Genomic DNA, 15,258 nt, shown 5'->3' on the forward strand with positions numbered 1-15,258 from the left:
CTCTTTGGTACTAAGCTTTACTTGGAGTAAAGCTCGACGATCAGGTGTTCGTTAATGTCCGCAGACAGATCAGAACGCTCAGGCTTACGCTTGTACGTACCTTCCATCTTGCCAGCATCAACTTCCAGCCAGGTTGGCTTTTCACGCTGCTCAGCCAGCTCCAGAGCGGCTTTCACGCGAGACTGCTTCTTCGCTTTCTCACGAATGCTAACAACGTCATTCGGACTAACCTGATAAGAAGCGATGTTAACAACACGACCGTTTACCATAATTGCTTTATGGCTAACCAGCTGACGTGCTTCTGCACGAGTGGCGCCGAAGCCCATACGGTATACAACGTTGTCCAGACGACCTTCCAGCAGAGCCAACAGGTTTTCACCGGTGTTGCCTTTCAGACGTGCTGCTTCTTTGTAGTAGTTACGGAACTGACGCTCCAGCACACCGTAAATGCGGCGAACTTTTTGCTTTTCACGCAACTGCACACCATAGTCAGACAGACGCGGCTTGCGCGCACCGTGCTGGCCAGGAGCTTGTTCAATTTTACACTTGGTATCGATCGCGCGAACGCCAGACTTAAGGAATAAGTCGGTGCCCTCACGACGGCTCAGCTTGAGCTTAGGACCCAAATATCTTGCCATTTTCTTTCTCCAACTAACCTGGAAAACGAAGCGTTATACGCGACGTTTTTTCGGCGGACGACAACCGTTATGAGGGATCGGAGTCACATCAGTAATATTAGTGATGCGGAAACCAGCGGCGTTCAGAGCACGAATAGTAGATTCGCGGCCTGGACCCGGACCTTTAACCATAACTTCCAGATTCTTGATACCGTATTCTTTCACGGCGTCAGCGCAACGCTCTGCTGCAACCTGAGCTGCAAACGGAGTGGATTTGCGAGAACCACGGAAACCGGAACCACCGGCTGTTGCCCAACCCAGCGCATTACCCTGACGATCGGTAATAGTCACGATGGTGTTGTTGAAAGAAGCATGGATATGAGCCACGCCGTCAGAGACTTGTTTTCTTACACGTTTACGTGCGCGAACTGGTGCCTTTGCCATTATTCAATCACCCCGATTATTTCTTGATCGGTTTGCGCGGACCCTTACGGGTACGAGCGTTGGTCTTGGTACGCTGACCGCGAACCGGGAGACCACGACGATGACGAAAACCGCGATAGCAACCAAGATCCATCAGGCGCTTGATGCTCATGCTGATTTCACGGCGCAGATCACCTTCAACGACAAATTTGGCAACTTCGTCACGCAGCGTGTCGATTTGTTCTTCAGACAGCTCACTGATCTTAACATTTTCAGCGATACCCGCTGCAGCCAGGATGGCTTTAGAACGGGTCTTGCCGACACCGTAGATCGAAGTTAACGCGATCACGGCGTGTTTCTGATCAGGAATGTTAATGCCTGCTATACGGGCCACTATGCACTCCTACTATTTAATATGTACGTACCATGCTGAAAAGCCCGTTTTCAGGATACTCAAATGGAAACGTACAGACATACAAAAGATTGGCTGGCTAATCTAGCCAGCTCAACCCAACTTTGCAAGAAAAATATGCGAAAAAATCAGCCTTGGCGCTGTTTATGCTTCGGCTCGGCACTGCAAATCACACGGATGACACCATCACGCTTAACGATTTTGCAGTTACGGCATAATTTCTTGACGGAAGCACGAACTTTCATTTTTACTCTCCGTAACTTCTCAGGCGACCAATTAACGGCCGTAGCCTTTCAGGTTCGCCTTCTTCAATGCAGACTCATACTGACTGGACATCATCAGAGTTTGCACTTGAGCCATAAAGTCCATAATCACGACAACAACGATAAGCAGTGAGGTCCCACCGAAGTAGAACGGCACTTTCATTGCATCACGCATGAACTCCGGGATCAGGCAGATAAAGGTAATATACAGCGCACCAACCAGGGTCAGGCGGGTCATTACTTTATCGATATACTTCGCCGTTTGCTCTCCCGGACGAATTCCTGGTACAAATGCACCGGACTTCTTCAGGTTATCTGCTGTTTCACGCGGGTTGAAAACCAACGCCGTGTAGAAGAAACAGAAGAAGATGATTGCAGACGCATAGAGTAACACATAAAGCGGTTGCCCAGGCTGCAAATACAGCGAAATTGTTGTCAGCCAGTTCCAACCAGTACCGCCCCCGAACCATGACGCGATGGTCGCCGGGAACAGAATAATACTGGAAGCGAAGATTGCCGGGATTACCCCCGCCATATTCACTTTCAGCGGTAAATGTGTGCTCTGTGCAGCATAGACACGACGACCTTGCTGACGTTTGGCGTAGTTTACCACAATACGGCGTTGACCACGTTCAACGAATACTACAAAGAACGTCACTGCAAATACTAATACTGCAACCAACAGCAACACGAGGAAGTGCAGGTCGCCTTGACGCGCTTGCTCGATAGTATGGGCAATGGCTGGCGGGAGTCCCGCAACGATACCAGCGAAGATGATGATTGAGATACCGTTACCGATACCGCGCTCAGTAATCTGTTCGCCGAGCCACATCAGGAACATCGTCCCTGTAACCAGACTTACAACAGCGGTGAAATAGAATGCAAAGCCTGGATTCATCACCAGGCCCTGCATACCAGGCATATTCGGCAAACCGGTAGCAATACCGATCGACTGGAATATCGCCAGCACCAGAGTACCGTAACGGGTGTACTGGCTGATCTTACGACGACCAGACTCCCCTTCTTTCTTAATTTCTGCCAGCGTTGGATGAACCACCGTCAACAGCTGGATAATGATCGACGCCGAAATATACGGCATGATCCCCAGGGCAAAGATAGAAGCACGGCTGAGAGCACCACCAGAGAACATGTTAAACATTTCAATGATGGTGCCTCGCTGTTGCTCAAGCAGTTTGGCAAGTACAGCGGCATCAATACCAGGGATCGGAATAAAAGAGCCAATACGGAACACAATCAGCGCGCCGATAACAAACAGCAGTCTGCGTTTCAGCTCACCTAAGCCACCTTTGGCACTTTGAAAATCTAATCCCGGTTGTTTAGCCATCTGCTACTTATTCCTCGATTTTACCGCCAGCAGCTTCGATAGCAGCACGAGCGCCTTTAGTAACACGCAGGCCACGAACAGTTACCGGAGTAGTGACTTCACCAGCCAGGATCACTTTCGCGAACTCAATCTGGATACCGATAATGTTTGCCGCTTTCAGCGTGTTCAGGTCTACAACGCCGCCTTCTACTTTCGCCAGGTCAGACAGACGAACTTCGGCTGTAATCGCTGCTTTGCGAGAAGTGAAGCCGAATTTCGGCAGACGACGGTACAGAGGCATCTGACCACCCTCGAAACCGCGACGTACGCCACCGCCAGAACGAGACTTCTGACCTTTGTGACCACGACCACCGGTTTTACCGAGGCCAGAACCGATACCACGACCCAGGCGTTTACCCGCCTTTTTGGAGCCTTCGGCCGGAGACAGAGTATTTAAACGCATCTCTTACTCCTCAACTTTAACCATGAAGGAAACCGCGTTGACCATACCACGAACAGCAGGAGTATCCTCGCGCTCTACGGTGTGGCCAATACGACGCAGACCCAGGCCAAGCAGCGTTGCCTTGTGTTTCGGCAGACGACCGATTGCACTGCGGGTTTGAGTAATTTTAATAGTCTTTGCCATGGTTTATTTCCCCAGAATTTCTTCAACGGATTTACCACGCTTGGCAGCGACCATTTCTGGAGAATTCATATTTTCCAGGCCATCAATAGTTGCACGAACCACGTTGATCGGGTTGGTGGAACCGTATGCTTTAGCCAGAACGTTATGAACCCCAGCAACTTCCAGAACGGCGCGCATTGCACCACCGGCGATGATACCGGTACCTTCGGAAGCTGGCTGCATGAATACACGAGACCCCGTGTGAACACCTTTAACCGGGTGCTGCAGGGTGCCGTTGTTCAGCGCGACGTTAATCATATTGCGACGGGCTTTTTCCATCGCTTTCTGGATCGCTGCTGGAACTTCACGCGCTTTACCGTAACCAAAACCTACGCGACCGTTACCATCGCCTACTACAGTCAGAGCTGTGAAGGAGAAAATACGACCACCTTTAACGGTTTTAGATACGCGGTTTACCGCGATCAGCTTTTCCTGCAGTTCGCCAGCTTGTTTTTCGATGTGAGCCATCTTACACCTCTACCTTAGAACTGAAGGCCAGCTTCACGGGCAGCATCTGCCAGTGCCTGGACACGACCATGATATTGGAACCCGGAACGGTCAAAGGACACATCTTTGATGCCTTTTTCCAGAGCGCGTTCAGCGACAGCTTTACCCACAGCTGCAGCCGCGTCTTTGTTACCGGTGTACTTCAGTTGTTCAGCGATAGCTTTTTCTACAGTAGAAGCAGCTACCAGAACTTCAGAACCGTTCGGTGCAATTACCTGTGCGTAAATATGACGCGGGGTACGATGTACCACCAGGCGAGTTGCGCCCAGCTCTTTGAGCTTGCGGCGTGCGCGGGTCGCACGACGGATACGAGCAGATTTCTTATCCATAGTGTTACCTTACTTCTTCTTAGCCTCTTTGGTACGCACGACTTCGTCGGCGTAACGAACACCCTTGCCTTTGTAAGGCTCAGGACGACGGTAGGCGCGCAGATCTGCTGCAACCTGGCCGATCACCTGCTTATCAGCGCCTTTCAGCACGATTTCAGTTTGAGTCGGACATTCAGCAGTGATACCTGCCGGCAGCTGATGGTCAACCGGGTGAGAGAAACCTAAAGACAGGTTTACTACATTCCCTTTAACCGCTGCACGATAACCTACACCAACCAGCTGCAGCTTCTTAGTGAAGCCTTCGGTAACACCGATAACCATTGAGTTCAGCAGGGCACGCGCGGTACCAGCCTGTGCCCAACCGTCTGCGTAACCATCACGCGGACCGAAGGTCAGTGCATTATCTGCATGTTTAACTTCAACAGCATCGTTGAGAGTACGAGTCAGCTCGCCGTTTTTACCTTTGATCGTAATAACCTGACCGTTGATTTTGACATCAACGCCGGCAGGAACAACGACCGGTGCTTTAGCAACACGAGACATTTTTTCCTCCGATTAGGCTACGTAGCAGATAATTTCGCCACCAAGACCAGCCTGGCGCGCTGCACGATCAGTCATAACACCTTTAGAGGTAGAAACAACTGCGATACCCAGACCGGCCATAACTTTCGGCAGCTCATCTTTACGTTTGTAGATGCGCAGACCTGGGCGGCTGACACGCTGAATGCTTTCTACAACAGCTTTACCCTGGAAATACTTAAGAGTCAGTTCCAGTTCCGGCTTGGTGTCGCCTTCAACTTTAAAATCTTCAATAAAACCTTCTTCCTTCAGCACGTTGGCAATTGCCACTTTCAGCTTGGAGGAAGGCATGGTGACCGCAGCTTTGTTCGCGGCCTGACCGTTACGGATACGGGTCAGCATATCCGCGATCGGATCTTGCATGCTCATCTGTCTTTACTCCCGTGATTCAATTGGTGACAATTACCAGCTAGCCTTTTTCAGACCCGGAATTTCACCGCGCATAGCGGCTTCACGGACCTTAATACGGCTCAACCCGAACTTCCGCAGGAAAGCGTGCGGACGACCAGTTTGACGGCAGCGGTTACGCTGACGTGACGGGCTGGAATCACGCGGCAGAGTCTGCAGCTTAAGAACCGCATTCCAACGATCTTCGTCGGTTGCGTTCACATCAGAGATGATCGCTTTCAGTTCAGCGCGTTTCGCGAAGTATTTATCAGCTAAAGCTACGCGTTTTACTTCGCGTGCTTTCATTGATTGCTTAGCCATTTAGTAACCCTACCTTACTTGCGGAACGGGAAGTCAAAGGCAGCCAGCAGAGCACGGCCTTCTTCGTCAGATTTCGCAGTAGTGGTAATGGTAATATCCAAACCACGAACGCGGTCGACTTTATCGTAGTCGATTTCTGGGAAGATGATCTGCTCACGGACACCCATGCTGTAGTTACCACGACCGTCGAATGACTTAGCGGACAAGCCACGGAAGTCACGGATACGAGGAACAGCAATAGTGATCAGGCGCTCAAAGAACTCCCACATGCGTTCGCCACGCAGAGTTACTTTACAGCCGATCGGATAGCCCTGACGGATTTTGAAGCCTGCAACAGATTTGCGTGCTTTGGTGATCAACGGTTTTTGACCGGAGATTGCTGTCAGGTCTGCTGCTGCGTTATCCAGCAGTTTCTTGTCAGCGATCGCTTCACCAACACCCATGTTCAGGGTGATCTTCTCGACCCGAGGGACTTGCATGACAGAATTGTAGTTAAACTCAGTCATGAGTTTGTTAACTACTTCGTCTTTGTAGTAATCATGCAGTTTCGCCATCGTACTACTCCAAATTACTTGATAGTTTCGCTGTTAGACTTGAAGAAACGGACTTTTTTGCCGTCTTCGAATCTAAAGCCTACACGGTCAGCCTTGCCGGTTGCCGCATTGAAGATTGCAACGTTAGAAACCTGAATTGCAGCTTCTTTTTCAACGATGCCGCCCGGTTGGTTCAGAGCCGGAACCGGCTTCTGGTGTTTCTTAACCAGGTTGATACCTTCAACAATGACCTTGCCGGAAGACAGGACATTCTTAACTTTACCGCGTTTACCTTTATCTTTACCGGTTAACACGATAACTTCGTCATCACGACGGATTTTCGCTGCCATGATTCGCTCCTTAGAGTACTTCTGGTGCCAGAGAGATAATTTTCATGAACTTCTCGTTACGAAGTTCACGAGTTACCGGCCCAAAAATACGCGTACCGATAGGCTGCTCGCTGTTATTGTTTAAAATAACGCATGCATTACCATCGAAGCGAATGACAGAACCGTCCGGGCGACGAACACCCTTCTTGGTGCGCACCACTACCGCCTTCAGCACATCACCTTTTTTGACCTTACCACGCGGAATCGCTTCTTTGATGGTGATCTTAATGATGTCGCCTACGCCTGCGTAGCGACGGTGCGAGCCACCCAGAACCTTGATACACATTACGCGACGTGCACCGGAGTTGTCGGCGACGTTCAGCATAGTCTGTTCTTGGATCATTTTAGTGCTCCGCTAATGTCAACTACTACTGAGACCCGAAAATCAGGTCGTTAAAAAAACCCCATATCGAGGGCGCGGCATTATAACACCGCAAATCAGATATGGGTAGAAAAAATAAACGGCCCATCGCTGAGCCGTTTATTCGTTGAGAATGCGTACTGTATTACAGAACCGCTTTCTCTACAACGCGAACCAGAGTCCAGGATTTGGTCTTGGACAGCGGACGGCATTCGCGGATTTCAACCACGTCGCCGATACCGCATTCGTTGTTCTCGTCATGTACGTGCATTTTGGTCGTACGCTTGATGAATTTACCGTAGATCGGGTGTTTCACAAAACGTTCGATAGCAACAACAATGGATTTCTCCATTTTGTCGCTAACCACGCGACCTTGCAGAGTACGGATTTTATCGGTCATTACGCACCCGCCTTCTCAGTCAGTAAAGTCTTAACGCGTGCGACATCACGACGCACTTGCTTCAACAGGTGAGACTGTTGCAGCTGGCCACTTGCAGCCTGCATACGCAGGTTGAACTGCTCACGCAGCAGGTTCAGTAGCTCGGTGTTCAGCTCTTCAACGCTCTTCTCACGCAGCTCTTTTGCTTTCATTACATCACCGTCTTAGTTACAAAGGTGGTTTTAATCGGCAGTTTCGCTGCTGCCAGCTTGAATGCTTCACGGGCCAGCTCTTCCGGTACGCCGTCCATTTCATACAGGACTTTACCCGGCTGAATCAAGGCAACCCAATACTCCACGTTACCTTTACCTTTACCCATACGCACTGCCAGCGGCTTTTCAGTGATCGGTTTGTCCGGGAATACACGGATCCAGATCTTACCTTGACGCTTAACTGCACGGGTCATAGCACGACGTGCTGCTTCGATCTGACGGGCAGTCAGACGACCACGGCCAACAGCTTTCAGGCCGAAGCTGCCGAAGCTAACATCCGCGCCTGCAGCCAGACCACGGTTGCGGCCTTTGTGCATTTTACGGAATTTTGTACGCTTTGGTTGTAACATCAGCGACGCTCCTTATTTACGGCCTTTACGCTGCTGCTTTTTCGGTTGAGCAGCCGGTTTTTCCGGTTGTTCAACAGCAGCCATACCACCCAGGATCTCGCCTTTGAAGATCCACACTTTAACGCCGATTACACCATAAGTGGTGTGCGCTTCAGAGGTGTTGTAGTCGATGTCAGCACGCAGAGTGTGCAGCGGTACGCGACCTTCGCGGTACCATTCGGTACGTGCGATTTCCGCGCCGCCCAGACGGCCGCTAACTTCAACTTTGATACCTTTAGCGCCCAGACGCATGGCGTTCTGTACAGCACGCTTCATCGCACGACGGAACATAACGCGACGTTCCAGCTGAGAAGTGATGCTGTCAGCAACCAGTTTAGCGTCCAGTTCAGGTTTACGAACTTCGGCGATGTTGATCTGTGCAGGAACGCCAGCGATATCCGCTACGACCTTACGCAGTTTTTCTACGTCTTCACCTTTTTTACCGATAACGATACCCGGGCGAGCGGTGTGAATAGTCACACGGATGCTCTTAGCCGGACGCTCGATAACGATACGAGATACAGACGCTTTAGCCAGTTCCTTCGTCAGGTACTGACGTACTTTAAAATCGCTGTCCAGGTTGTCAGCGAATTCTTTGGTGTTCGCAAACCAGGTAGAGTTCCATGGTTTTACAATACCCAGGCGAATACCATTAGGATGTACTTTCTGACCCATTGCTAGTCTCCAGAGTCTCAGCGATCGGACACAACCACAGTGATGTGGCTGGTGCGCTTCAGGATGCGATCTGCACGACCTTTTGCACGCGGCATAATGCGCTTCATGCTCGGGCCTTCGTCTACGAAAATTTTCGTAACTTTCAGATCGTCAATGTCAGCGCCATCGTTGTGTTCAGCGTTAGCAATGGCAGATTCCAGAACTTTCTTGACCAGTACAGCCGCTTTCTTGTTGGTGTAGGTCAGAATATCCAGAGCCTGCGACACTTTCTTACCGCGAATCAGGTCAGCAACAAGGCGAACCTTCTGAGCAGAAGAACGAGCATGGCGATGTTTAGCGATAGTTTCCATCTCTTCCTCCTACCTTATTTCTTCTTCGCTTTTTTATCAGCAGCGTGGCCGCGATAAGTACGAGTCGGTGCGAATTCACCCAGTTTGTGACCGACCATTTCGTCGGAAACAAATACCGGAACGTGCTGACGACCATTATGGACAGCGATGGTCAAACCGATCATGTTAGGAAAGATCGTTGAACGACGGGACCAGGTGCGCAGGGGCTTCTTGTCTCCGCTTTCCACCGCTTTCTCTACCTTCTTCAGCAAGTGCAGGTCAATAAAAGGACCTTTCTTGAGAGAACGTGGCATGGCTTATCCTCTAAAATTATTTGCTACGGCGACGTACGATGAATTTATCAGTACGCTTGTTGCTGCGGGTCTTCTTACCTTTGGTCTGAACGCCCCACGGAGTTACCGGGTGCTTACCAAAGTTACGACCTTCACCACCACCATGTGGGTGGTCTACTGGGTTCATCGCAGTACCGCGAACGGTAGGACGAACGCCACGCCAGCGTGCAGCACCTGCTTTACCCAGAACGCGCAGCATATGCTCAGCATTGCCAACTTCGCCCAGGGTTGCACGGCAGTCTGCTTCGACTTTACGCATTTCACCAGAACGCAGACGCAGGGTGACATAAGCGCCATCGCGAGCAACGATCTGAACGTAAGTACCAGCGGAACGCGCCAGCTGACCGCCTTTACCTGGTTTCATTTCTACGTTATGAACGGTAGAACCAACCGGGATATTGCGCATCGGCAGGGTGTTGCCTGCTTTGATTGCAGCATCAACGCCAGACTGAATCTGGTCGCCAGCTTTCAGGCCTTTCGGGGCCAGGATGTAACGGCGTTCGCCGTCTTTGTACAGAACCAGCGCGATGTTCGCGGAACGGTTCGGATCGTACTCAAGACGTTCAACAACTGCCGGGATACCGTCTTTGTTGCGTTTGAAGTCAACAATACGATAAGCCTGTTTGTGACCACCACCGATATGACGAGTGGTGATACGGCCATTGTTGTTACGACCACCGGATTTGCTGTTTTTTTCAACCAGCGGAGCAAAAGGTTTGCCCTTGTGCAGCTCTGGGTTGACCACTTTAACGACGTGGCGACGACCCGGAGATGTCGGTTTACATTTAACAACTGCCATTGTATTACTCCTCCGACTTACTCAGCGCCGCCGACGAAGTCCAGATTCTGGCCTTCTTTCAGGGTGACGTAAGCTTTTTTCCAGTCGCTACGACGACCGATACGCTGTCCGTGACGTTTAACTTTCCCTTTAACGACCAGGGTGTTAACGACTTCGACTTCGACTTCAAACAGTTTCTGCACAGCAGCTTTGATTTCTGCTTTGGTCGCGTCTTTAGCAACTTTGAGAACGATGGTGTTAGTTTTTTCCATCGCAGTAGACGCTTTTTCAGAAACGTGCGGTGCGCGCAGCACCTTCAGCAGACGTTCTTCACGAATCATGCCAGCATCTCCTCAACTTGCTTAACAGCATCAGCAGTCATTACGACTTTGTCGAAGGCGATCAGGCTAACCGGGTCGATACCAGTCGCATCGCGTACGTCAACCTTGTGCAGGTTACGTGCGGCCAGGAACAGGTTCTCGTCCAGCTCACCGGTGATGATCAGCACATCTTCCAGAGCCATGTCTTTCAGTTTCTGTGCCAGCAGCTTAGTTTTCGGCGCTTCTACAGAGAACTTCTCGACAACGATCAGACGATCCTGACGTACCAGTTCGGACAGGATGCTTTTCAGCGCGCCGCGGTACATCTTCTTGTTAACTTTTTGACTGTGGTCCTGCGGACGAGCAGCGAAGGTCACGCCACCGGAACGCCAGATCGGGCTCTTGATAGAACCTGAACGCGCACGGCCAGTGCCTTTCTGGCGCCACGGTTTTTTACCGGAACCAGTTACTTCAGCACGAGTCTTCTGAGCACGAGTACCCTGACGAGCACCAGCTGCATAAGCAACAACAACCTGGTGAACCAGCGCTTCGTTGAAATCACGACCGAAGGTAGTTTCGGAAACAGTCAGCGCGCTCTGCGCGTCTTTCAATACTAATTCCATTGCTATCCCCTTACGCCTTCACAGCTGGTTTAACGATCAGGTCGCAACCGGTTGCACCCGGAACACCACCCTTAACCAGCAGCAGGTTGCGCTCAGCGTCAACGCGTACTACGTCAAGGCTCTGAACGGTTACGCGCTCATTACCCATCTGACCTGCCATTTTCTTGCCTTTGAACACTTTGCCCGGAGTCTGGTTCTGACCGATAGAACCCGGAACGCGGTGAGACAAGGAGTTACCGTGAGTAGCGTCCTGGGTACGGAAGTTCCAGCGCTTAACGGTACCAGCGAAACCTTTACCTTTAGAGGTACCGGTTACGTCAACTTTTTTAACGTCAGCAAACAGTTCAACGCTGATGCTCTGACCTACGGTGTATTCTTCGCCTTCAGCCAGACGGAATTCCCACAGACCACGGCCAGCTTCTACGCCAGCTTTAGCAAAGTGACCCGCTTCCGGCTTGGTGACACGGTTAGCTTTTTTAGCACCCGTAGTAACCTGAACAGCGCGGTAGCCATCGTTAGCCAGGTCTTTAACCTGAGTAACACGGTTTGCTTCAACTTCGATTACGGTTACTGGGATAGAGACGCCATCTTCAGTGAAGATGCGGGTCATACCCACTTTTTTACCGACTAAACCAATCATTGTATCAACCTCTCAATCGCTCGATGACCTGATTAACCCAGGCTGATCTGCACGTCTACACCGGCAGCCAGGTCCAGACGCATCAGAGCATCAACGGTTTTCTCGGTTGGCTCAACGATGTCAACCAGACGCTTGTGAGTGCGAATTTCGTACTGATCGCGCGCATCTTTGTTAACGTGCGGAGAGATCAGAACGGTAAAGCGCTCTTTGCGGGTCGGCAGCGGGATCGGACCGCGAACCTGCGCACCAGTGCGCTTGGCAGTCTCGACGATTTCCGCGGTTGATTGATCGATCAGACGATGATCAAACGCTTTCAGGCGGATACGGATTCTTTGGTTCTGCATGAGACCAGAGCTCCAATTATTTTATAAACGAAAATGATTACTCCTCACACCCATTACGATTGATGGGAGAGTGTAACCGTTCTTACGTAGCTCCCCGATTGGGAGCATTGTTAAATAGCCAAATCGGCTATTCGAGGTTCAAATCGAACCTGCCGTCAATTACGACAAGCCCGCGCATTATACGTAAATCTCAGCCTGACGCAAGTGTCGGATAGAAATTAAGCGCTTTATTCTTATGCGAGCACGATTCCAGATGGTACGCATGGGATGGTAACGCGCATCTTTTCTTTGGAAGGTATCAGGCAAACCTGGCAATACGTCGTTGTCGCTGTCGCATAAATCTATAAAGGTGAGCACAAGCCTTGACGAGGATTTGCTTATGTTTGTTGCCCTCCCCTTTCTCATTTTTTATGCGTCGTTCTCTTTATTACTTGGCATATACGACGCGCGTACCGGACTGCTGCCTGACCGGTTTACCTGTCCATTACTGTGGGGTGGTCTGCTTTATCACCAGATTTGCCTGCCGGAGCGTTTACCGGATGCGCTTTGGGGTGCTATCGCCGGCTATGGTGGATTCGCGTTAATTTACTGGGGCTATCGCCTGCGTTATCAGAAAGAGGGGCTTGGATATGGCGACGTCAAGTACCTTGCTGCCTTAGGGGCGTGGCATTGTTGGGAAACACTGCCGTTACTGGTTTTCCTTGCCGCCATGTTGGCCTGTGGCAGGTTTGGCGTCGCGCTACTGGTGAGAGGTAAATCGGCATTAATAAACCCGCTACCTTTTGGGCCATGGCTGGCGGTGGCGGGTTTCATAACAGGTTGGAAAGTTTTCTTTCCAGACGGTTAATCGGTCACCTTAATTTGTGATTGCAGATAATTTTGCATACCAAGTTTGGCAATCAAATCCAGCTCAGTTTCCAGCCAGTCGATGTGGCCTTCCTCGTCGGCAAGAATTTCAATCATCATATCCCGGCTGACATAATCATGAACGCTATCAGCATAGGCTATTGCCTCACGTAGATCTTTTGCGCCTTCCAGTTCGAGTCGGAGATCCGATCGTAGCATCTCTTCGACATCTTCACCGATGCCCAGCTTGCCCAGATCCTGTAGGTTCGGTATGCCTTCCAGAAATAAAATACGCTCAATATACTTATCGGCGTGTTTCATCTCATCAATGGATTCATGGTACTCAACATCATTAAGCCGGGTCAGCCCCCAGTTTTTGAACATACGGGCATGAAGAAAATACTGATTAATTGCGACAAGCTCATTTCCCAACAGTTTATTGAGATAATTTATGATTTTAACATCACCTTTCATTTTATAGTCCCTCCGCTTCCACTCTCTAGAGCGTAGATGGGGCTACAGGGATGTCAAAAAAAAGAGTGTGACTCAGGCGATCTCTTTAAATTCCGGCATTTGCGTTAACTCATCCTGCATCACTTCTCGCGCGGCGCGAATACACTTACCACATTGATTTCCCACAGGAATAAATTTACGCAACTGTTGAAATGACTGTGGATGAAATTGTCGTACAGCCTGGCGGATTTTTTTATCGCTTATACCATTACACAAACAAACGTACATGATCGCTCCCGTTCAATTTCCGCACAAAGTGTAAATGAGAATGGTTATGATTACAATAGCACAAAGCGATTTACGCCACGGGAGAAGCGTTAAAAAGGGTGAATAAATATAACAGCGGCTAAATAGCAGGCAACAAAAAGGGCGCCGAAGCGCCCTCTTCAATTCAAAACTAATTAACGAGTAATTAGCCCAGAACTTTAGCAACAACGCCCGCGCCAACGGTACGGCCGCCTTCACGGATTGCGAAACGCAGACCGTCGTCCATTGCGATCGGGTGGATCAGGGTAACAACCATTTTGATGTTGTCGCCCGGCATTACCATCTCTACGCCTTCCGGCAGTTCGATGGTACCAGTCACGTCAGTAGTACGGAAGTAGAACTGCGGACGGTAGCCTTTGAAGAACGGAGTATGACGGCCGCCTTCATCTTTGGACAGAATGTACACTTCAGATTCGAACTTGGTGTGCGGCTTGATGGTGCCCGGCTTAGCCAGTACCTGACCACGTTCGATTTCTTCACGTTTGATACCACGCAGCAGAACACCTACGTTCTCACCAGCACGGCCTTCGTCCAGCAGTTTGCGGAACATTTCAACGCCAGTACAGGTAGACTTCTGAGTCTCTTTGATACCAACGATTTCAACTTCTTCGCCCACTTTGATGATACCGCGCTCTACACGACCGGTAACAACGGTACCACGACCGGAGATGGAGAATACGTCTTCGATCGGCAGCAGGAACGGCTTGTCAATCGCACGCTCTGGTTCCGGAATGTAAGAATCCAGGAAGCCAGCCAGTTCGATGATTTTCGCTTCCCACTCTGCGTCGCCTTCCAGCGCTTTCAGAGCAGAACCACGAACGATCGGAGTGTCGTCGCCCGGGAAGTCGTACTGAGACAGAAGTTCACGAACTTCCATTTCAACCAGTTCCAGCAGCTCTTCGTCATCAACCATGTCGCATTTGTTCAGGAACACGATGATGTACGGAACGCCTACCTGACGACCCAGCAGGATGTGCTCACGGGTCTGCGGCATCGGGCCGTCAGTCGCAGCAACAACCAGGATCGCGCCGTCCATCTGAGCAGCACCGGTGATCATGTTTTTAACATAGTCGGCGTGCCCCGGGCAGTCTACGTGTGCGTAGTGGCGGGTCGGGGTATCGTATTCAACGTGAGAAGTGTTGATGGTGATACCACGCGCTTTTTCTTCCGGCGCGTTATCGATCTGGTCGAATGCACGAGCAGCACCGCCGTAGGTTTTAGCCAGTACGGTGGTGATTGCAGCGGTCAGGGTAGTTTTACCGTGGTCAACGTGGCCGATGGTGCCGACGTTAACGTGCGGTTTTGTACGTTCAAATTTTTCTTTAGACACGGCTATATTCCTTACTATAGCGCTCTCCCCTTCAGGAGAGAGCACGGGATTTTGGTTTTTAACCCTGCGG

Annotated in this window: 30 protein-coding genes; 1 reads left to right on the forward strand and 29 read right to left on the reverse strand. The window is 50.5% G+C overall.

The annotated features are described in order from the left end of the window. Positions 1–17 precede the first annotated feature (17 nt). The 26 genes from rpsD to rpsJ form a co-directional block, all read right to left on the reverse strand. The gene (rpsD, locus tag EOS97_RS07440) at positions 18–638 is read right to left on the reverse strand and encodes a 30S ribosomal protein S4 (protein ID WP_000135226.1); all 621 of its coding nucleotides are present in this window, start codon (positions 636–638) and stop codon (positions 18–20) included. Positions 639–671: 33 nt separating this feature from the next. Next, positions 672–1,061 carry a 30S ribosomal protein S11 gene (gene rpsK, locus EOS97_RS07445; RefSeq protein WP_001029758.1) on the reverse strand — a complete coding sequence of 130 codons (390 nt, stop codon included), beginning with the start codon at positions 1,059–1,061 and terminating at the stop codon, positions 672–674. A gap of 16 nt (positions 1,062–1,077) precedes the next feature. After that, positions 1,078–1,434 carry a 30S ribosomal protein S13 gene (gene rpsM / locus EOS97_RS07450; RefSeq protein WP_127836135.1) on the reverse strand — a complete coding sequence of 119 codons (357 nt, stop codon included), beginning with the start codon at positions 1,432–1,434 and terminating at the stop codon, positions 1,078–1,080. A gap of 146 nt (positions 1,435–1,580) precedes the next feature. After that, the gene (gene rpmJ / locus EOS97_RS07455; protein ID WP_000868187.1) at positions 1,581–1,697 is read right to left on the reverse strand and encodes a 50S ribosomal protein L36; all 117 of its coding nucleotides are present in this window, start codon (positions 1,695–1,697) and stop codon (positions 1,581–1,583) included. Positions 1,698–1,728: 31 nt separating this feature from the next. After that, positions 1,729–3,060, reverse strand: a complete 1,332-nt coding sequence (gene secY, locus EOS97_RS07460; RefSeq protein ID WP_001118864.1) for a preprotein translocase subunit SecY — start codon at positions 3,058–3,060, stop codon at positions 1,729–1,731. Positions 3,061–3,067: 7 nt separating this feature from the next. Continuing rightward, positions 3,068–3,502 (reverse strand): 50S ribosomal protein L15, encoded by a 435-nt coding sequence (gene rplO / locus EOS97_RS07465; RefSeq protein WP_001238917.1) that lies wholly within the window; start codon positions 3,500–3,502, stop codon positions 3,068–3,070. Between the two features lie 3 nt (positions 3,503–3,505). Beyond that, entirely contained in the window at positions 3,506–3,685 is a 180-nt protein-coding gene (gene rpmD, locus EOS97_RS07470; protein WP_001140434.1) for a 50S ribosomal protein L30, read from the reverse strand. A gap of 3 nt (positions 3,686–3,688) precedes the next feature. Beyond that, entirely contained in the window at positions 3,689–4,192 is a 504-nt protein-coding gene (gene rpsE, locus EOS97_RS07475; RefSeq protein ID WP_000940121.1) for a 30S ribosomal protein S5, read from the reverse strand. A 14-nt stretch (positions 4,193–4,206) separates the two neighbouring features. Beyond that, a complete protein-coding gene (gene rplR / locus EOS97_RS07480) occupies positions 4,207–4,560 on the reverse strand; it encodes a 50S ribosomal protein L18 (RefSeq protein WP_000358956.1) in 354 nt (117 codons plus the stop codon). A 9-nt stretch (positions 4,561–4,569) separates the two neighbouring features. Then, on the reverse strand, positions 4,570–5,103 hold the full coding sequence (gene rplF / locus EOS97_RS07485; protein ID WP_000091939.1) for a 50S ribosomal protein L6: 534 nt from the start codon (positions 5,101–5,103) through the stop codon (positions 4,570–4,572). Between the two features lie 12 nt (positions 5,104–5,115). Then, complete coding sequence (gene rpsH, locus EOS97_RS07490; protein ID WP_000062611.1) at positions 5,116–5,508, reverse strand: 30S ribosomal protein S8; 393 nt, start codon at positions 5,506–5,508, stop codon at positions 5,116–5,118. A 33-nt stretch (positions 5,509–5,541) separates the two neighbouring features. Further along, on the reverse strand, positions 5,542–5,847 hold the full coding sequence (rpsN, locus tag EOS97_RS07495; protein ID WP_001118932.1) for a 30S ribosomal protein S14: 306 nt from the start codon (positions 5,845–5,847) through the stop codon (positions 5,542–5,544). A 14-nt stretch (positions 5,848–5,861) separates the two neighbouring features. Continuing rightward, positions 5,862–6,401, reverse strand: a complete 540-nt coding sequence (rplE, locus tag EOS97_RS07500) for a 50S ribosomal protein L5 (RefSeq protein ID WP_001096206.1) — start codon at positions 6,399–6,401, stop codon at positions 5,862–5,864. A gap of 14 nt (positions 6,402–6,415) precedes the next feature. Then, positions 6,416–6,730 (reverse strand): 50S ribosomal protein L24, encoded by a 315-nt coding sequence (gene rplX, locus EOS97_RS07505; RefSeq protein ID WP_000729185.1) that lies wholly within the window; start codon positions 6,728–6,730, stop codon positions 6,416–6,418. 10 nt (positions 6,731–6,740) lie between these two features. Then, positions 6,741–7,112, reverse strand: coding sequence for a 50S ribosomal protein L14 (gene rplN / locus EOS97_RS07510; RefSeq protein WP_000613954.1), 372 nt, complete (start codon positions 7,110–7,112; stop codon positions 6,741–6,743). A gap of 163 nt (positions 7,113–7,275) precedes the next feature. Further along, positions 7,276–7,530, reverse strand: a complete 255-nt coding sequence (gene rpsQ, locus EOS97_RS07515; RefSeq protein ID WP_000130101.1) for a 30S ribosomal protein S17 — start codon at positions 7,528–7,530, stop codon at positions 7,276–7,278. Continuing rightward, positions 7,530–7,721, reverse strand: a complete 192-nt coding sequence (rpmC, locus tag EOS97_RS07520) for a 50S ribosomal protein L29 (protein WP_000644742.1) — start codon at positions 7,719–7,721, stop codon at positions 7,530–7,532. The genes rpsQ and rpmC overlap by 1 nt, the downstream gene beginning before the upstream one ends. Next, the gene (gene rplP / locus EOS97_RS07525; protein WP_000941208.1) at positions 7,721–8,131 is read right to left on the reverse strand and encodes a 50S ribosomal protein L16; all 411 of its coding nucleotides are present in this window, start codon (positions 8,129–8,131) and stop codon (positions 7,721–7,723) included. Before rplP ends, rpmC begins: the two co-directional genes overlap by 1 nt. Before the next feature lie 12 nt (positions 8,132–8,143). Then, positions 8,144–8,845 carry a 30S ribosomal protein S3 gene (rpsC, locus tag EOS97_RS07530; protein ID WP_000529945.1) on the reverse strand — a complete coding sequence of 234 codons (702 nt, stop codon included), beginning with the start codon at positions 8,843–8,845 and terminating at the stop codon, positions 8,144–8,146. A gap of 17 nt (positions 8,846–8,862) precedes the next feature. Then, positions 8,863–9,195 carry a 50S ribosomal protein L22 gene (rplV, locus tag EOS97_RS07535; protein WP_000447529.1) on the reverse strand — a complete coding sequence of 111 codons (333 nt, stop codon included), beginning with the start codon at positions 9,193–9,195 and terminating at the stop codon, positions 8,863–8,865. A 14-nt stretch (positions 9,196–9,209) separates the two neighbouring features. Continuing rightward, positions 9,210–9,488 (reverse strand): 30S ribosomal protein S19, encoded by a 279-nt coding sequence (gene rpsS / locus EOS97_RS07540; RefSeq protein ID WP_001138115.1) that lies wholly within the window; start codon positions 9,486–9,488, stop codon positions 9,210–9,212. Between the two features lie 16 nt (positions 9,489–9,504). Then, positions 9,505–10,326, reverse strand: coding sequence for a 50S ribosomal protein L2 (gene rplB / locus EOS97_RS07545; RefSeq protein ID WP_000301869.1), 822 nt, complete (start codon positions 10,324–10,326; stop codon positions 9,505–9,507). A 17-nt stretch (positions 10,327–10,343) separates the two neighbouring features. Beyond that, positions 10,344–10,646, reverse strand: a complete 303-nt coding sequence (gene rplW, locus EOS97_RS07550; protein ID WP_000617546.1) for a 50S ribosomal protein L23 — start codon at positions 10,644–10,646, stop codon at positions 10,344–10,346. After that, positions 10,643–11,248: a 50S ribosomal protein L4 gene (gene rplD / locus EOS97_RS07555; RefSeq protein WP_000424395.1), complete on the reverse strand. Its 606-nt coding sequence runs from the start codon at positions 11,246–11,248 to the stop codon at positions 10,643–10,645. Before rplD ends, rplW begins: the two co-directional genes overlap by 4 nt. Before the next feature lie 10 nt (positions 11,249–11,258). Next, a complete protein-coding gene (gene rplC / locus EOS97_RS07560) occupies positions 11,259–11,888 on the reverse strand; it encodes a 50S ribosomal protein L3 (protein WP_000579838.1) in 630 nt (209 codons plus the stop codon). Between the two features lie 32 nt (positions 11,889–11,920). Beyond that, positions 11,921–12,232: a 30S ribosomal protein S10 gene (gene rpsJ, locus EOS97_RS07565; RefSeq protein ID WP_001181005.1), complete on the reverse strand. Its 312-nt coding sequence runs from the start codon at positions 12,230–12,232 to the stop codon at positions 11,921–11,923. Between the two features lie 379 nt (positions 12,233–12,611). Between rpsJ and hopD the strand changes: the two genes are divergently transcribed. Then, the gene (gene hopD, locus EOS97_RS07570; protein ID WP_000495849.1) at positions 12,612–13,079 is read left to right on the forward strand and encodes an A24 family peptidase; all 468 of its coding nucleotides are present in this window, start codon (positions 12,612–12,614) and stop codon (positions 13,077–13,079) included. On the opposite strand, the gene bfr is transcribed toward hopD, so the two are convergent. The 3 genes from bfr to tuf form a co-directional block, all read right to left on the reverse strand. After that, positions 13,076–13,552 (reverse strand): bacterioferritin, encoded by a 477-nt coding sequence (bfr, locus tag EOS97_RS07575; protein WP_000675530.1) that lies wholly within the window; start codon positions 13,550–13,552, stop codon positions 13,076–13,078. The genes hopD and bfr overlap by 4 nt on opposite strands. A 72-nt stretch (positions 13,553–13,624) precedes the next feature. Beyond that, positions 13,625–13,819 (reverse strand): bacterioferritin-associated ferredoxin, encoded by a 195-nt coding sequence (gene bfd / locus EOS97_RS07580; RefSeq protein ID WP_000289082.1) that lies wholly within the window; start codon positions 13,817–13,819, stop codon positions 13,625–13,627. Between the two features lie 184 nt (positions 13,820–14,003). Then, the gene (gene tuf, locus EOS97_RS07585; RefSeq protein WP_000031748.1) at positions 14,004–15,188 is read right to left on the reverse strand and encodes an elongation factor Tu; all 1,185 of its coding nucleotides are present in this window, start codon (positions 15,186–15,188) and stop codon (positions 14,004–14,006) included. Positions 15,189–15,258: the final 70 nt, after the last annotated feature.

The organism is Salmonella sp. SSDFZ54 (genome assembly GCF_004010735.1).
Lineage (GTDB): Bacteria > Pseudomonadota > Gammaproteobacteria > Enterobacterales > Enterobacteriaceae > Salmonella > Salmonella enterica.

Excerpts from the sequence above, each read along its gene's own strand:
- rpsD (WP_000135226.1), bottom strand. The coding sequence starts at position 638 with ATGGCAAGATATTTGGGTCCTAAGCTCAAGCTGAGCCGTCGTGAGGGC.
- rpsK (WP_001029758.1), bottom strand. The coding sequence starts at position 1,061 with ATGGCAAAGGCACCAGTTCGCGCACGTAAACGTGTAAGAAAACAAGTC.
- rpmJ (WP_000868187.1), bottom strand. The coding sequence starts at position 1,697 with ATGAAAGTTCGTGCTTCCGTCAAGAAATTATGCCGTAACTGCAAAATC.
- secY (WP_001118864.1), bottom strand. The coding sequence starts at position 3,060 with ATGGCTAAACAACCGGGATTAGATTTTCAAAGTGCCAAAGGTGGCTTA.
- rplO (WP_001238917.1), bottom strand. The coding sequence starts at position 3,502 with ATGCGTTTAAATACTCTGTCTCCGGCCGAAGGCTCCAAAAAGGCGGGT.
- rpmD (WP_001140434.1), bottom strand. The coding sequence starts at position 3,685 with ATGGCAAAGACTATTAAAATTACTCAAACCCGCAGTGCAATCGGTCGT.
- rpsE (WP_000940121.1), bottom strand. The coding sequence starts at position 4,192 with ATGGCTCACATCGAAAAACAAGCTGGCGAACTGCAGGAAAAGCTGATC.
- rplR (WP_000358956.1), bottom strand. The coding sequence starts at position 4,560 with ATGGATAAGAAATCTGCTCGTATCCGTCGTGCGACCCGCGCACGCCGC.
- rplF (WP_000091939.1), bottom strand. The coding sequence starts at position 5,103 with ATGTCTCGTGTTGCTAAAGCACCGGTCGTTGTTCCTGCCGGCGTTGAT.
- rpsH (WP_000062611.1), bottom strand. The coding sequence starts at position 5,508 with ATGAGCATGCAAGATCCGATCGCGGATATGCTGACCCGTATCCGTAAC.
- rpsN (WP_001118932.1), bottom strand. The coding sequence starts at position 5,847 with ATGGCTAAGCAATCAATGAAAGCACGCGAAGTAAAACGCGTAGCTTTA.
- rplE (WP_001096206.1), bottom strand. The coding sequence starts at position 6,401 with ATGGCGAAACTGCATGATTACTACAAAGACGAAGTAGTTAACAAACTC.
- rplX (WP_000729185.1), bottom strand. The coding sequence starts at position 6,730 with ATGGCAGCGAAAATCCGTCGTGATGACGAAGTTATCGTGTTAACCGGT.
- rplN (WP_000613954.1), bottom strand. The coding sequence starts at position 7,112 with ATGATCCAAGAACAGACTATGCTGAACGTCGCCGACAACTCCGGTGCA.
- rpsQ (WP_000130101.1), bottom strand. The coding sequence starts at position 7,530 with ATGACCGATAAAATCCGTACTCTGCAAGGTCGCGTGGTTAGCGACAAA.
- rpmC (WP_000644742.1), bottom strand. The coding sequence starts at position 7,721 with ATGAAAGCAAAAGAGCTGCGTGAGAAGAGCGTTGAAGAGCTGAACACC.
- rplP (WP_000941208.1), bottom strand. The coding sequence starts at position 8,131 with ATGTTACAACCAAAGCGTACAAAATTCCGTAAAATGCACAAAGGCCGC.
- rpsC (WP_000529945.1), bottom strand. The coding sequence starts at position 8,845 with ATGGGTCAGAAAGTACATCCTAATGGTATTCGCCTGGGTATTGTAAAA.
- rplV (WP_000447529.1), bottom strand. The coding sequence starts at position 9,195 with ATGGAAACTATCGCTAAACATCGCCATGCTCGTTCTTCTGCTCAGAAG.
- rpsS (WP_001138115.1), bottom strand. The coding sequence starts at position 9,488 with ATGCCACGTTCTCTCAAGAAAGGTCCTTTTATTGACCTGCACTTGCTG.
- rplB (WP_000301869.1), bottom strand. The coding sequence starts at position 10,326 with ATGGCAGTTGTTAAATGTAAACCGACATCTCCGGGTCGTCGCCACGTC.
- rplW (WP_000617546.1), bottom strand. The coding sequence starts at position 10,646 with ATGATTCGTGAAGAACGTCTGCTGAAGGTGCTGCGCGCACCGCACGTT.
- rplD (WP_000424395.1), bottom strand. The coding sequence starts at position 11,248 with ATGGAATTAGTATTGAAAGACGCGCAGAGCGCGCTGACTGTTTCCGAA.
- rplC (WP_000579838.1), bottom strand. The coding sequence starts at position 11,888 with ATGATTGGTTTAGTCGGTAAAAAAGTGGGTATGACCCGCATCTTCACT.
- rpsJ (WP_001181005.1), bottom strand. The coding sequence starts at position 12,232 with ATGCAGAACCAAAGAATCCGTATCCGCCTGAAAGCGTTTGATCATCGT.
- hopD (WP_000495849.1), top strand. The coding sequence starts at position 12,612 with ATGTTTGTTGCCCTCCCCTTTCTCATTTTTTATGCGTCGTTCTCTTTA.
- bfr (WP_000675530.1), bottom strand. The coding sequence starts at position 13,552 with ATGAAAGGTGATGTTAAAATCATAAATTATCTCAATAAACTGTTGGGA.
- bfd (WP_000289082.1), bottom strand. The coding sequence starts at position 13,819 with ATGTACGTTTGTTTGTGTAATGGTATAAGCGATAAAAAAATCCGCCAG.